Annotated in this window: 11 protein-coding genes; 6 read left to right on the forward strand and 5 right to left on the reverse strand. The window is 46.2% G+C overall.

What is annotated here, in order from left to right; translation table 11 throughout:
- Positions 1-17: 17 nt before the first annotated feature.
- The 5 genes from folK to sfsA form a co-directional block, all read right to left on the reverse strand.
- On the reverse strand, positions 18-503 hold the full coding sequence (folK, locus tag LYZ37_RS02285) for a 2-amino-4-hydroxy-6-hydroxymethyldihydropteridine diphosphokinase (RefSeq protein WP_272786290.1): 486 nt from the start codon (positions 501-503) through the stop codon (positions 18-20).
- Positions 500-1,867, reverse strand: coding sequence for a polynucleotide adenylyltransferase PcnB (pcnB, locus tag LYZ37_RS02290; protein ID WP_272786291.1), 1,368 nt, complete (start codon positions 1,865-1,867; stop codon positions 500-502). Before pcnB ends, folK begins: the two co-directional genes overlap by 4 nt.
- Before the next feature lie 81 nt (positions 1,868-1,948).
- A complete protein-coding gene (gene gluQRS / locus LYZ37_RS02295; protein ID WP_171324671.1) occupies positions 1,949-2,839 on the reverse strand; it encodes a tRNA glutamyl-Q(34) synthetase GluQRS in 891 nt (296 codons plus the stop codon).
- 70 nt (positions 2,840-2,909) lie between these two features.
- On the reverse strand, positions 2,910-3,356 hold the full coding sequence (gene dksA / locus LYZ37_RS02300) for an RNA polymerase-binding protein DksA (RefSeq protein ID WP_171324669.1): 447 nt from the start codon (positions 3,354-3,356) through the stop codon (positions 2,910-2,912).
- A gap of 139 nt (positions 3,357-3,495) precedes the next feature.
- Positions 3,496-4,209, reverse strand: a complete 714-nt coding sequence (sfsA, locus tag LYZ37_RS02305; protein WP_272786292.1) for a DNA/RNA nuclease SfsA — start codon at positions 4,207-4,209, stop codon at positions 3,496-3,498.
- A 55-nt stretch (positions 4,210-4,264) separates the two neighbouring features.
- Here sfsA and hrpB point away from each other — a divergent pair, with 55 nt between their 5' ends.
- The 6 genes from hrpB (at position 4,265) to glnK (ending at position 15,637) form a co-directional block, all read left to right on the forward strand.
- On the forward strand, positions 4,265-6,718 hold the full coding sequence (hrpB, locus tag LYZ37_RS02310) for an ATP-dependent helicase HrpB (protein WP_272786293.1): 2,454 nt from the start codon (positions 4,265-4,267) through the stop codon (positions 6,716-6,718).
- Positions 6,715-9,078, forward strand: a complete 2,364-nt coding sequence (gene mrcB / locus LYZ37_RS02315; RefSeq protein WP_272786294.1) for a penicillin-binding protein 1B — start codon at positions 6,715-6,717, stop codon at positions 9,076-9,078. Before hrpB ends, mrcB begins: the two co-directional genes overlap by 4 nt.
- 86 nt (positions 9,079-9,164) lie before the next feature.
- Positions 9,165-11,453: a patatin-like phospholipase family protein gene (locus tag LYZ37_RS02320; protein ID WP_272786295.1), complete on the forward strand. Its 2,289-nt coding sequence runs from the start codon at positions 9,165-9,167 to the stop codon at positions 11,451-11,453.
- Positions 11,454-11,751: 298 nt separating this feature from the next.
- Positions 11,752-14,340 carry a bifunctional aconitate hydratase 2/2-methylisocitrate dehydratase gene (acnB, locus tag LYZ37_RS02325; RefSeq protein WP_171324659.1) on the forward strand — a complete coding sequence of 863 codons (2,589 nt, stop codon included), beginning with the start codon at positions 11,752-11,754 and terminating at the stop codon, positions 14,338-14,340.
- 398 nt (positions 14,341-14,738) lie between these two features.
- Positions 14,739-15,110: a YacL family protein gene (locus tag LYZ37_RS02330; protein ID WP_272786296.1), complete on the forward strand. Its 372-nt coding sequence runs from the start codon at positions 14,739-14,741 to the stop codon at positions 15,108-15,110.
- Positions 15,111-15,298: 188 nt separating this feature from the next.
- Positions 15,299-15,637, forward strand: coding sequence for a P-II family nitrogen regulator (gene glnK / locus LYZ37_RS02335; RefSeq protein WP_004742633.1), 339 nt, complete (start codon positions 15,299-15,301; stop codon positions 15,635-15,637).
- Positions 15,638-15,639: the final 2 nt, after the last annotated feature.

The following is a 15,639-nucleotide window of genomic DNA, read 5'->3' on the forward strand; positions in this document are numbered from 1 at the left end:
TTCCTTACAGGAGTTGGCTATGATTGCCAAATACGCAGACCGTTTTGCTCAACGACTTTGAGTAAGTCTTCCAGTCTGGTCCCACATGGGAGGGTTAAATTTGGTGCGATTTCTGCGAGCGGGTAGAGTACGAACTCTCGCTCTTTCATTCCGTAGTGAGGGACGACTAGGCGCTCGGAATCCATCACCTCATTGCCATAAAGCAGAATATCGAGATCTAAGGTTCTTGGACCCCAACGCTCTTCTTTACGGACGCGCCCTTGCTCTTGTTCAATAGCTTGAGTGCTATTAAGCAGTTCAAGTGGCGTTAATTTTGTTTTTACTTCAACCACGGCATTGATGTAGTCAGGTTGGTCTTGAGGGCCCATCGGTGTACTGCTGTACAAAGATGAGCTACGCACGAACTCTGACTTAGGAAGTTGTTTTAGTGCATCAATAGCCGCATTGGCTTGAGAGACAGGATCGCTAAGATTACTGCCTACTGCGATAAAGACCGTGATCATGACGAAGCCTTAGGCTTTTTCTTACGGTAGTTCTTGCGGCGACGCTGCTTTGGTAGGCCTTCAGCTGAAGAATCTAAGTCGGCAACCATTGCTTGACGCATATTGCGACCTGCATTTTGGAAGGTTTCCCACCATTTGGCTAATAGCTCGGTATCACCTTGTTCAATCTCACCGCGCATCTCAAGGAAATCGAAGCCTGCACGGAATTTGTTCAGTTCCATTAGGCGGAAAGCGCGTTTACCGTTGCGACGGGGCATGCGAAGCTGTAATTGCCAGATTTCGCGAATTGTTGCCGTATGGCGGCGTGGAATGGCGATGGTGCGTACCTGATCATCAAGTACGTAGTTGCTCGCTTCCATGATCGCGTCATAGAAAGAGAGCTTACGCTTCTCCATCAATTGCTTAGCTTTCTCTTGCAGTGGGTACCACAGCATAGCAGCGAACATAAACGCTGGGTTAATGCGTTTACCTTCTTCAATGCGCTGATCGGTAGAATCTAATACCAGATCAAGCATCTGCTCAGTTTGCGATGAGTAATCTTCAGTAAAGAACTCTGAAATCGTTGGGAACAACTGTTGGAACAAGTTGTATTCACGCATCAGGTGGTAAGTTTCTAGACCATGGCCTGATTGCAGCATCTTTAATGATTCTTCATAAAGACGTGCGGGTGGAATGTCCTGAAGTAAAGTCGAAAGCTCTTCAATCGGCTCTGCGGTGTCTTCTTCAATATCAAAGTCGAGTTTAACCGCAAAGCGAATCGCACGCAGCATACGTACTGGGTCTTCGCGATAGCGAGTTTCAGGATCACCGAGTAAGCGAATCAGCTTGTCTTCGAGGTCTTCAATGCCACCGGCGTAATCGTGAATAGAGTAGTCACCGATGCTGTAATACATCGCGTTGACAGTAAAGTCACGACGTTCTGCATCTTCATCGATGGTGCCGTAAACATTATCACGTAACAGCATGCCTTCTTTTGACTGCTGAGAGACATTCTTGCTTGGTTCTTGGTGGTGACCACGGAATGTTGCCACTTCAATGATGTCGCGGCCAAACATAATGTGGGCGAGGCGGAATCGACGACCAATCAAACGGCAGTTCTTAAATAGCTGCCTGATTTGCTCTGGGGTAGCATTGGTTGCAATGTCAAAGTCTTTAGGTGCTTGACCGAGCAATAAGTCTCGAACGCCACCACCGACAAGATATGCGTCGAAGCCTGCACCATGAAGACGGTATAGCACCTTCAATGCATTATCACTGATTTTTTTGCGCGAGATGTTATGCTCTTGGCGAGTAATAATATTTAAATCGAGTTCTGTAATTGCCCGAGATTCGCTGGGTGTATAGTCGTTTTTATTCATGTGCATTTGGCAATAATTGGTTAATCCAATCTTGCTTGAGTTTAGTTTCTTAGGCCCGCTAGGGGCGAATTTGCGGCTAATAATAGCCTACAGCGAGCGGTTTGAGAATAATGGCGTGATCTCAGTCGATGAAGGCAGCTGAGTTAGGTGCCAATTTTGTACCCCCCACTCAATGATTTCATCTAGGCTCGAATGTCGAATTTCTTCCTTAATATCAAACCCTAAGAATGTCATCGCATCAAGCAATGCAGGTTTCGGGTTTTCGTTATCAATCGCTTTCGCATGGTTCTGTTTGGATAACTTCTGACCATTTGTATCAAGTGCTAACGGAAGATGTAAATAGCCTACAGGGGCTTTGTTTAGCATTTGATAAAGACTGATTTGTCTGCCAGTCGGCTCAATCAAATCTGCCCCGCGCACTACTTCAGTAATTCCCTGCTCGATATCATCCAATACTACTGCAAGGTTATAGGCAAATAACCCGTCGCGGCGCTTTATAATAAAATCTTCATCTGCCAAGGCGTTTGGGATGTGCAAAGTGCCATGACGCTTATCTTCAAACTCATAAACCGGTTTGGTCATGCGTAATCGAATTGCGCACTGCTGATGATTGGTGAGGCCAAGGTCACGGCAAGTGCCCGAGTAGAAACCACCAAGCGCTTTAATTTGCTTGCGTGTGCACTGGCAGTAATATGCTTGTCCGCTTGCTAACCAACGCTCAATTTGCGCTTGGTATAAGTCGTGTCGTTGACTTTGGTAAACCACCTCGCCATCCCAAAACAGACGGTATGCTTCTAAGGTTTGTAAAATTAAACTAGCAGCACCGGGCATTTCGCGTGGTGGATCTAAGTCTTCAATTCTGACTAACCATTGACCATGATTTGCTTTCGCTTGGAAATAACTGCCTAAAGCGGCAATCAAGGAGCCAAAATGCAGTGGGCCGGATGGAGATGGAGCGAAGCGACCAATATAACTCATACTATTTTTATGCCGTGATACAAACCAAAAAGGGAGCCAAAGCTCCCTTCAATAGTCATTGCAAGAGTGATTAACCCTGCATTTGCTTCTCTTTGATTTCTGCAAGAGTCTTACAGTCAATACAAAGGTCAGCGGTTGGACGAGCTTCTAGGCGACGAATACCGATCTCGATACCACAAGATTCACAGAAGCCAAAATCGTCTTCTTCAATCTTGTTAAGCGTCTTTTCGATTTTCTTAATCAGACGACGCTCACGGTCACGGTTGCGTAGCTCTAAGCTGAATTCTTCTTCTTGAGAAGCACGGTCAACTGGATCTGGGAAATTTGCTGCCTCGTCCTGCATGTGGTGTACAGTGCGGTCAACTTCTTCCCTGAGCTGGTTGCGCCAAGCTGATAGAATTTTTGTAAAATGAGCCAACTGCTCAGGTGACATGTATTCTTCACCTGCTTTTTCTTGGTATGGCTCAACCCCTGCAATGGCTAGGATGCCTAGCGCTTTTTTCTTTGAGTCTGGCATGCAGCATCTCCTACTAACACCTAGTCAACTGCGCTCGCAGTTATTTTTAAGGCGGGTATCTATAGCAAAAAGAATCTTTGGAGGCAAATACTTGAGGTTAAACTTACTGTCAATGTGAAGGTCACATCATTTTTCGCCGTTAATGGCTAAATTCGAGTGACTTGACCAGTTTAATCTCATCGCTTGAAAGCTCTGCCTTGTAGCACAGTACTTCCACCCCTTGTTCTTGAGCGTATTTCAGTAATTGTGAATATTTGGCGTCTATATGGAGTGCTGGAGCGACTTTTTCAATCCCTGAATGTAAAACAGTGAATAAAAGTACTGCTCTGCTTCCAGAATGCACCATTTCTGTGAGCTCTCTCAGGTGCTTTTGTCCACGAGTAGTGACTGCATCTGGGAAATACCCTTGGCCTTGTAAATCCTCATCCAATAAGGTGACGCTTTTAACCTCTATATAGCATTTTGGTTGATTTTCTGATTTGAGCAAGATATCAATCCGGCTATTTTCATTGCCATACTTCACTTCAGTTTGAAGTTGGTCATAACCTTGCAGCTCACTAATCACACCTGTTTCTATGGCTTCCACAGCTAACTGGTTCGCGCGTGCGGTATTTATGCAGATGCGATGACCTTGACTGGTCTCCGATAATTCCCAGCTATTCGGGTACTTACGCTTAGGGTTATCCGACGTTGAGTACCAAACTTTGTTTCCTGGTGTTGCGCAGCCTGTCATTGCGCCTGTATTGGCACAGTGGATAGTGCGCTCACTGCCATCCGGTAATGTAATGTCGGCGAGAAAGCGCTTATAGCGTTTGATTAATGTGGCTGATTCTAATGATGGTTCAAACTTCATTTAGCACTGTTTTTATGTACAATAGTTGCCAACATTACACCACAAGGTTTCTCCTTTGTCACAATTGCCTATTCAGGGCGTGATGCCAGAGCTCATCTCTGGTGTACGCAACAATTCACAGCTCATTCTCAAAGCAGCCCCAGGTGCGGGTAAATCAACCCATTTCCCACTGCAATTGATTAAGCAAAGTGTGGTCAAAGGCAAGATTATTATGCTGGAGCCGAGGCGACTCGCCGCGCGTAATATTGCCCGTTACCTTGCCGATCAGCTTGGAGAGAAGGTTGGACAGCGAGTGGGTTATCGTGTTCGTGGAGAAAACAAAACCAGTCAGCAGACCCAGTTGGAAGTGGTGACCGAAGGTATTCTGACTCGCATGATTCAATCCGATCCGGAATTGACTGGCGTCGATCTGGTGATCTTTGATGAGTTTCATGAACGCAGTATTCATGCTGATACCGCGCTCGCGTTTTGTTTGGAGATCCAAGAAGCGCTACGCGATGACCTTAAATTAGTGGTGATGTCAGCGACATTAGATCAACTCGCGCTATCTCAATTGTTGCCTGACGTTGAATACGTTGAATCTCAAGGTCGAAGCTTCCCCGTCGAGCACCGATATGTCCCAGCTAAGCCAAATGAACGCTTAGAAGATCAGATGGCGAAGCAGATCACTTCGCTGATAGACAACGAATCCGGTTCTTTATTGGCCTTTCTGCCGGGCGTGGCGGCCATCAAACGTGTTGAAGAGCGGTTGCAACATCTCGCGAGTGATGTTCAGATTTGCCCTCTTTATGGGCAGCTCGACTTTGCGCAGCAACAAGCCGCAATCCAACCGGCTAAAAATGGCGAGAGAAAGGTTGTATTGGCCACCAATATTGCAGAAACCTCGCTGACCATTGAAGGAACTAGACTAGTTATTGACTCAGGTTATGAGCGTGTAGCGAAGTTTGATCTGAAAAGTGGTGTCACTCGCTTAGAACAAACTCGAATTGCTCAGTCATCGGCAGAGCAAAGATCGGGGCGTGCAGGGCGTTTAGAGCCGGGTATTTGTGTGCGCTTGTATTCTGAAGGACAGCTCAATCAGCAGCCTTATGTGCCTTCACCGGAAATACTGCATTCAGATTTGTCCAATTTGGTATTGGAGCTTGCTCAGTGGGGAGCACAAACGCCTGCTGAATTAAGCTGGCTAGATGTACCGCCTGAAAGTGCGATAAACCAAGCCAGAGCCTTGCTTGTGCAGCTTGGGCTATTGGACAGAAAAGGTCAGTTAACTGAAGCCGGTAAACTGGCCGCGAAGCTGGGATTAGAGCCTAGAGCTTGCGCTATGCTTGCCAAAGCAAATCACTCAAGCCAAACCGCTGCGGCAATTATCGCTCTTTTGGAAGAGCCTGAACGCAACACATTGGATTTTATGCACAGCGTGCACCGCTTAAAGCTGGGTAAACACAGCAAACAAAAAATGGTGATTGAGCGCGCACGAACCATTGCCAAGCGCATCGGTAGCGATTTCTCACTGACTAACGTTGACGAGTCATCCGTTGCCTGTTTGTTGGCGCTTGCTTTCCCTGATCGAATTGCTCAGGCTCGTAGTAATCAGCTAGGACGTTTCTTACTCGCCAATGGACATGGTGCACAGATAGAAGACAGTCAAAGACTCGCTGCTTGTGATTATATTGTCGTGATTGACTTGATGCGCGGTCAATCGGAATCCTCACAAATATTTTCTGCCTTGGAACTTGACCTCGCGGCGTTGCAGCAGCGTTCTCCAGAGCTGTTTACATTAATAGAATTGGTTGATTGGGATGAACAAAAAGGTCGTCTGATTGCTGAATGTCAGACTAAACTCGGCCGCTTAATTATTGGGCGAAAAACGCTTCCTGAACCGCCACGCGAAAAAATGACGCAAGCTTTACTTAATTTCGTTCAACGTAAAGGGCTTTCAGTATTAAATTGGACACCGCAAAGCGTTGAGCTTTTAGAGCGTATGCGCTGCGGACAGGAATGGTTGCCGGAACAAGAGTGGCCTCAGTTAGATGAAGCAGGCTTATTGAACCACTTATCTGATTGGTTAGAGCCTTACCTAAATGGTGTGGGTTCGGTGAAGGCATTGGCAAAGGTGGATTTAAGCGCGGCGCTTTTGGCTTATCTAGGTTGGCCACTAAATCAAGAGATAGACAAGTGGCTGCCAACACATTACCAAGTGCCAACGGGCAGCAAAAAGAAAATTCGCTATCAGCAAGGGCAGGATCCAGTCTTGTCGGTGCGCATGCAGGAAGTGTTTGGAGAACAGGCTTCGCCTGAAATTGCTCAGGGTAGGAAGCGTTTGGTATTAGAGCTACTTTCTCCCGCGCAAAGACCGCTGCAAGTAACGCGAGATCTGGCGAGCTTTTGGCGTGGTGCATACAAAGATGTGCAGAAAGAGATGAAAGGGCGCTACCCTAAGCACGTTTGGCCGGATGACCCTACTAACCATGTGGCGACAACGAAAACCAAAAGACAGCTAAACTCATGACCAAGAAAACAACGTCGGCAGGCACCAAAAAGACAACCAATAAGCCTGTGCGTAAACGCGCGACCAAATCCCCAAAACGGAGCCCAAACAAGAAACCACAGCGTTCTTGGTTAAAGGCTATCTGGAGCTTGAGCTGGAAGCTTGCTTTAGCCGGTCTTGCTGTGTTGCTAGTGGTCGGTATCTATCTTGATACATTGGTGAAACAGCGCTTTGAAGGACAGCTTTTCGACCTACCGACAGTGGTTTACGCACGTATTCTTAACCTAGCGCCGGGAGATTCGATTACCATCCAAGAAGTGCGTAACGAACTGGATGTACTTAACTATCGTAAGGTGCGTCAGCCTCGCTATCCCGGTGAGTATTCATCGTCGTCAACTAAGATCGAGCTAATACGTCGCCCGTTTGAGTTTAGCGATGGCCCTGAGCCTGATCGCCGCGTGATGCTCCACTTTTCGAAAAACAACCTTGAGCGGATTCAATCGTTAGAAAAGAAAGGCGATCTCGGATATCTGCGCATTGAGCCTAAGATGTTGGGAATGCTTGAGAAAAACCACGACGAGCAAAGGCTGTTTATTAAGCGTGAGCAATTTCCTGAGGTGATGATCGATGCTTTGCTGACCACTGAAGATCGCGATTTTTATCAGCATGATGGCGTTTCACCATTAGCGATAGCGCGTGCTCTAGTTGCTAATGTGAAGGCGGGGCGAACGGTTCAGGGGGGCAGTACTCTGACACAACAGCTTGCAAAGAATATCTTTCTATCGAGTGACCGCACCTTATGGCGAAAAATCCGCGAAGCTTATATTGCTCTCATTCTTGATCACCGTTACAGCAAAGATCGGATCTTAGAGGCGTATCTTAACGAAGTCTATCTAGGACAAAGCCGCGGACAGGCAATTCATGGTTTTGGTTTAGCCGCTCGGCTTTATTTCGGTCAGCCTATTCAAGAGCTACGTATTGATCAGTTGGCGTTGTTAGTCGGCATGGTGAAAGGCCCTTCCTATTACAACCCAGTTCGTTTCCCAGAGCGTGCCAAAAAACGTCGCGATTTAGTGCTACGTTTGATGATGCAACACGATATTCTCACAGCGCATGAGTATGATATGGCCGCCAGTCGACCGTTGGATATTCAAGATAATCCACAGATAGCCAGTCGTCAGCCTGCGTACTTCCAACAGTTGAAAATTGAACTGAGAGAGAAAGTGGGCGAAGCTTTCCAGTCAGATGTCGGCTTTAAAGTCTTTACCTCACTAGACCCTGTCTCTCAGCATGAGCTAGAGCAGGCTATTGCGAAGAAAATCCCGCAACTTGCTAGCGTCGCGGGTAAGTCATTAGAAGGTGCCGCTGTCGCCGTTGATCGCCATAGCGGAGAAATTCGCGCTATGGTTGGTGGTAAACGCACGGGATATGACGGTTTTAACCGCGCGCTAAATGCCAGTCGTCAAATCGGCTCTTTGGCTAAGCCAGCAGTCTATTTAACAGCGCTTGAGCAGCCGGACAAATACAACCTCGCGACGACTTTGCATGATAAGCCAATCAGTTTAAAGGGCAGTAAAGGTAACGTTTGGTCGCCGCGTAACTATGATCGTAAGTTTCGTGGTGATGTTCCGCTATATATTGCCTTAGCCAAGTCATTAAATGTGCCAACCGTTGAACTAGGGATGCAAGTAGGCATACCTAGCGTGGTTAAAACCTTAGAAAAGCTCGGTGTGGATAAAAATGAAATTCGCCCTGTACCGTCGATGTTCCTTGGCTCATTCACGCTGACGCCCTTCCAAGTGGCACAGATGTATCAAACCCTGACCAACTCAGGTAAGCAGGCTAGGTTGTCCGCGCTCCGTTCAGTCATCGATTTAGACGGTAATGTATTGTATCAGTCACTGCCAAGAGTTTCGCAAACCGTTGATCAGCAAGCGGCATGGCTGACGACTTATGCGATGAAACGTGGGGTGCTTGAAGGGACGGGCCGTTATCTTAATAGCCAATTTGGCTGGGCTGCACTAGCTGGTAAAACAGGCACCAGTAACGATACGCGTGACAGCTGGTTTGTTGGCGTTGATGGGCGCGAGGTGACAACCATCTGGTTAGGTCGAGATGACAATAAGCCGACTAAGCTGACAGGCTCTAGTGGCGCATTGAGAGTCTACGCTGAGTATCTAAAGCATCGAATTCCAGAGAAATTAACCCTGCCTTGGCCGCAAGGTGTCAGCACTTTAGGTTTTGCGAAAACGGCGCGGGGTAGTTTAGATCTAGATTGTTCTAATCAGTTTAAATTACCTGTGTGGGATGTTGGCGACAGTCTGAAAAAACAGTGCGAGAATCAACCCAAACAATGGATAAAAGAATTATTTAGTTGGTAGTAATCATTGTGTTGAATATTAATACTTTACGGCGATAACGTCTGACAGTATAAACACCATATAAGCCCCAGAAAGGAACTCTAATTGTGAGAAAACTCGTTGGCTTCCTAGCATGTGTCATCGGAAGTGTTGCATTTAGTGCGGTCGCTCAGCCTGAGACGGAACAAGAAGTCAGACCTAAAGTCGCCCTTGTTTTAGCGGGTGGTGGCGCTAAAGGTGCCGCGCATATCGGCGTATTAAAAGCACTGGAAGAGCTAAGAGTTCCTGTCGATATCGTCACGGGCACGAGCATGGGATCATACGTTGGTGGTTTATACGCAACAGGTATGAGTGCCGACGAAATCGAGTCCTTTATTGATACCGTCGACTGGAATAGTGGTTACCGCGATCGGGTTGATCGCAGTCAACGCAAAGTTCAAGACAAAGAGTACGAAGACAGGTACCAACTCACCACCGATCTTGGCTTAAGCTGGGGGGAGATTCGCGGTAAACGAGGCATAGTGCAAGGCCAGGGCATGCTTAAACTTTTGCGCGAAACCGCAGGTAATTTGCCTCCTTTTGAATCCTTTGATCAACTCGCTATTCCTTATCGTTCAGTGGCGACAGACATCATTGAGCTAGAGCCAGTTGTTATTGATCATGGCTATTTGGTGGATGCCATGATGGCGAGTATGTCTGTGCCGGGTGCACTACCACCGTATGAGCTTGATGGACGCTTACTTGTTGATGGTGGTGTCACCAACAACATGCCGGTCGACATTGCGCGAGATCTTGGTGCTGATGTTGTTATTGCGGTGGATATCAGTACAGCGTACAAAGATAAAGAAGACTTTACCACGCTGTTTACCGTTGCCGATCAACTCTCCAATTATCTAGTCCGTAATACGACCAATCAGCAAGCTGAACTACTCACCGAGCAAGACTTATACTTACGCCCTGAAGTGGGCGATATGGAAACGACTGAATTTGCCAAAATGCCTGAAGCATTCAATAAAGGCTATCAGGTCACCATGGAGAATAAAGAGCTCCTCAAGCAATACAGCCTCTCTTCAGCGCAATATCAACAGTATGTTGACCATAAAGAAGAGGCACGCCGTAAGCTGCGATATGGAGACGAAATTACCGTCCAGAACGTTGTGATCAACAACAATACTCACTATGCCGATGAGCTGCTGGAACAAAGGTTAAATTTAGAATCAGGCAATAAGTACAGCCTGTCTGAGGTCGAGCAAAGCGTTCAAGACTTGTATGCTTTAGATCGTTTTGAGCTTATTAAGTACCGTTATGATGTCGTTGAAGGTCAAGATACGCTGATTGTTGATGTTAATGAGAAATCATGGGGCCCTAACTACGTTAATTTTCGCTTCTTTTTGGAAGATGACTTTAGTACCGATAGCCAGTATTCACTTGGCCTTTCAAGTAACTTTACTGACCTCAATGATTATGGTGCAGAGTTAAGAACCAATTTTGAAATTGGTACTGATAAGTTATTTCAGGCTGAGCTGTATACGCCATTTTTCTCAAGCCAGAAAGCTTTTACAACTTTTGGGATTACCTTCAACAGTGAAAAGCGAAATGTGCCGGATTCAGGTTTCGAAGACACAACGTTAGATGCCACCAAAAACTATTTCCCTTTAACCTACAACGAGTGGGTTGCAGAGTGGGCGCTTGGCTATCAAGACACGCTATGGCGGCGCTTTAAAGTTGGTGCAAGATATGTTGATGGTGAAGGAGAGTTGTCGACCCTGCCGTCTTATTTGGACTTAGACTTTAAACGCTTAGGTGTCTTTGCGAATTATCGAATAGACACTTTAGATAACTACAGCTTACCGCGTAAAGGATTCTATCTTAACCTCGATTATTTAATTTCACATGATGAAAGTGTTGGCGGAACGGTCGAAACAGAGAGAGTCTACGAGGAAGATACCGCCTATGAATTTGGCGCTAAGATGATCGCTGCGCATACATTTTCTCGCCATACTTTGGTCGCAAATGTTGACCTTGGTTTTGTAAACAATAAAAACTCATCTGTCCCAATTGATCCTAAAGAAATTGGTGGTTTTCTAAATTTATCGGGCATTCCACGTAACAGTCTGATTGGACAGAATAAAGTATTTGGTAGCCTTGTTTATCGCTATCGTTGGTTTGACAATGACTTTGGATTGTTTACTTCACCATTCTATATTGGAGGTTCCTTAGAATATGGCGGTGTTTGGTCTGATCCAGATCTTGGTATTGACGATGCGCCTTTGTATGCCGCTGGCTCAGTGTTCGCGGGGGTGGATTCTCCGATAGGACCAATAATGTTTGGTTACGGCCGTACTGAGCAGAACTTTGATTCTGTTTACCTAATTATTGGCACTACATTTAAGTAACCACTTTCTCATTTAATATCACCATATCCTATTCTCAATGAGTAGGATATGGGCTGAATTGACATGAAAAATCATAGAACTTTAGTCTTAAGTTGCTATGTTGGTCAAAATGATGAGATTTTAATTTAACGTTAAATTTGCTATTCTACCGCCCACAGTTTGGCCTCTCTGGCACTGTTTATCAGTCAGCATTGAATGAAAAATATGGCAAGGAGAGCCAAGTTTCCAAGGATGTTCACTCCCTTATTCTTTGAATAAATAGCATAAGAGGGAGGAACCGCAATGAGAGGAAAAAGTCGTGCTTGAAGCCTACCGTAAACACGTCGAAGAGCGTGCTGCTGAAGGAGTTGTTCCTAAACCACTAGATGCTGAGCAAGTTGCCGGCCTAGTTGAACTTCTTAAAACCCCACCTCAAGGTGAAGAAGCATTTATTCTTGACCTACTAGAGAATCGTATCCCACCAGGTGTTGATGAAGCTGCTTACGTTAAAGCAGGTTTCCTAACGGCTGTGACTAAAGGTGAAGTGGACTCGCCGCTTGTCAGCCGTGAAAAAGCAGCAGAATTGCTTGGCACCATGCAGGGCGGTTACAACATCGCTCCATTGGTTGATTTGCTAGATGATGACGCACTCGCGTCAATCGCTGTTAAAGCACTTTCACACACGCTACTGATGTTTGATGCTTTCTACGATGTAGAAGAGAAAGCAAAAGCAGGTAACACATACGCACAGCAAGTTCTTCAGTCATGGGCTGATGCTGAGTGGTTTACCTCGAAAGAAAAAGTAGCTGAAAAAATCACCGTTAAAGTATTTAAAGTTACTGGTGAAACAAACACCGATGACTTATCTCCAGCACCAGATGCTTGGTCTCGCCCAGACATTCCAGTTCACGCTAAAGCGATGCTGAAAATGGAACGTGATGGTATCAACCCAGACGAGCCAGGAAGCGTTGGTCCTATCAAACAAATCGAAGAGCTACAAAAAGATGGTATCCCACTTGCGTATGTGGGTGACGTTGTTGGTACCGGTTCTTCACGTAAATCAGCGACTAACTCAGTGCTTTGGTTCATGGGTGAAGATATCCCATTTGTACCAAACAAGCGTACTGGTGGTATCTGTTTAGGTGGCAAGATTGCGCCAATCTTCTACAACACAATGGAAGACTCAGGTGCACTACCAATCGAGCTAAACGTTCAAGACATGAACATGGGTGATGTAATTGATATCTACCCATATGAAGGTGTAGTGCGTAAAGACGGCGCTGAGATTTCGAACTTCGAACTGAGCAAAGTATTGCTTGATGAAGTACGCGCTGGTGGCCGTATTCCACTGATCATCGGTCGTGGCTTAACAAGCCGTGCTCGTACATCTCTTGGTCTAGAAGAAACGGATCTGTTTGCTAAGCCAATTGATCCATCTGCATCTAACAAGGGTTACACACTGGCTCAGAAGATGGTCGGTAAAGCTTGTGGCGTTGAAGGTGTTCGCGCTGGTCAATACTGCGAACCTAAGATGACAACAGTAGGTTCTCAGGATACGACTGGCCCTATGACGCGTGATGAGCTAAAAGACCTTGCGTGTCTTGGCTTCTCAGCAGACTTAGTGATGCAATCATTCTGTCACACATCTGCTTATCCGAAACCAGTAGACGTAAACACTCACCACACGCTACCTGACTTCATCATGAACCGTGGCGGTGTGTCACTGCGTCCTGGTGATGGTGTAATCCACTCATGGCTAAACCGTATGCTTCTTCCTGATACAGTAGGTACAGGTGGTGACTCGCATACTCGTTTCCCATTAGGTATTTCATTCCCAGCAGGTTCTGGTCTTGTGGCATTCGCAGCTGCAACAGGTGTTATGCCACTTGATATGCCAGAGTCAATCTTGGTCCGCTTCAAAGGTGAAATGCAACCAGGTATCACATTGCGTGATTTAGTCCATGCGATTCCTTACTACGCAATTCAACAAGGTCTATTGACGGTTGAGAAAGCGGGTAAGATCAACGAATTCTCTGGCCGCGTACTTGAAATTGAAGGTGTTGAGCACCTAACGGTTGAGCAGGCGTTTGAGCTTTCAGATGCGTCAGCAGAGCGTTCAGCAGCTGGCTGTACCGTGAAACTCTCTCAAGAGTCGATCGAAGAGTACCTAAACTCGAACATCACTATGCTTAAGTGGATGATCTCGGAAGGTTACGGTGACCGCCGTACTATCGAGCGCCGCATTACAGCGATGGAAGAGTGGCTAGCTAACCCTGAATTGATGGAAGCGGATGCCGACGCAGAGTACGCTCACGTAATTGAAATCGACTTGGCTGACATCGATCAACCGATTCTATGTGCACCAAATGACCCAGATGATGCTCGCCTTCTATCTGAAGTTCAGGGCACTAACATCGACGAAGTGTTCATCGGTTCATGTATGACTAACATTGGTCACTTCCGTGCGGCCGGTAAACTGCTAGAGCAATTTGGTGGCCAGTTAGATACTCGACTATGGGTTGCGCCACCAACCAAGATGGACCGTGATCAGCTAACCGAAGAAGGATACTACGGCATTTACGGCCGTGCGGGTGTTCGTATCGAAACTCCGGGCTGTTCGCTATGTATGGGTAACCAAGCACGTGTGGCAGATAAAGCGACAGTCATGTCTACCTCTACACGTAACTTCCCTAACCGTTTAGGTACAGGTGCGAACGTATACCTATCTTCAGCAGAGCTAGCAGCTGTAGGTGCAATTCTAGGTAAGATTCCAACTAAGGAAGAGTACTTAGAGTACGCTAAGCAGATCGATGCGACAGCAGCAGATACCTACCGTTACTTGAACTTCCATAAGATGGAAGATTACACCAAGAAGGCGGATGAGGTTATCTTTCAAGAGCCTGCATAAGTAGCTCTGGAACATTGAATAGCTGATAAAGCGCCCACCTTAAGGTGGGCGCTTTTTTTTAGACAAAGGAACGGACTTCGTCCTATGGAGAGCGGGAGCGCTTCGCTCTAGATGCGAGAGTATTAGTATCTATTTTAATTCTGTCATTCCCTAGACTGACGAAGGATGGAGTAGGGAATCTCAATTAGCTATCTACTAGCTTGAGGAGATCCCCAACTCTCTCGTTCCTCGCTCTTGAGGATGACAAGGTCGATTATTTGAAACAAAAATGGTTGAGGCAAAACCCCTACCTTGAAAATTTCCCGCATCCCGTATCCCGCATCCCAATTCTCGACCCTCGAATCCCGACCCTGTATACTGCCGCCCATTAAGTTAGGCAGAACCACAAGAGGCGCCCTATGGAATTCGAGTTTATTAGAAACACTTTAATGGGCGAATACTATGTGAAGTCCAGTATGGGGCACGAAATTGTTGCACGCTGGCTGCAGGAAGAAATTGGTAAAGATTGGCAGAAAATTGATCGCGTTGATGAGTTAATTCGCGCAGCACGATCTAATCCTCAGCAAGAGCATAGTTTAGAAGGCACTGAAATTTCCCTGATGATTCAAGGTGATGAAGTCACGGTTCAAGAGAATGTTCTTACTCATGGTCAAGAGATGGACGCAGAAAGCGAGTTTGATTTTTATGACAGTGAAAGTACAGCGAACTGCGGGGTAGAAGACTTTGAAGATCTTATTGAACAATGGAAAACCTTCCTGACGACCAAGTAATGCACTTTTGTGGTGAGCCATCTTAGGCTTGCTTTAATTTTGTGAATAGGGCGCACCGAATTGGTGCGCCCTTTTTGTTTATCGAGCTATGTTTAGGGCTTGTTTTTATTTAAATCAATAACTTAACAAGTTGGCACGCACCTTGGATTATTAATAAACAAAAGGATGACAGCTTCAGAGAGGATGCGATGAAACTTATAAATGCGATTATCAAACCGTTCAAATTAGACGATGTTCGTGAGGCCCTAGCCGATGTTGGTATTGAAGGGATGACAGTATCAGAGGTTAAGGGTTTTGGCCGTCAGAAAGGTCACACCGAGCTATACCGTGGTGCCGAGTACCAAGTCGACTTTCTACCTAAGGTGAAACTTGAAATAGCGACTCAGGCAGAAAACGTTGACCGTGTGATTGAGGCGGTATCAAAAGCAGCCCACACAGGAAAAATCGGTGACGGAAAAATTTTCGTTTATGACCTCAGCCAAGCGGTGCGTATCCGTACCGGTGAAATGGACGCTGAAGCGCTTTAAGA

This window comes from Vibrio tubiashii (assembly GCF_028551255.1).
GTDB classification, from domain to species: domain Bacteria; phylum Pseudomonadota; class Gammaproteobacteria; order Enterobacterales; family Vibrionaceae; genus Vibrio; species Vibrio tubiashii_B.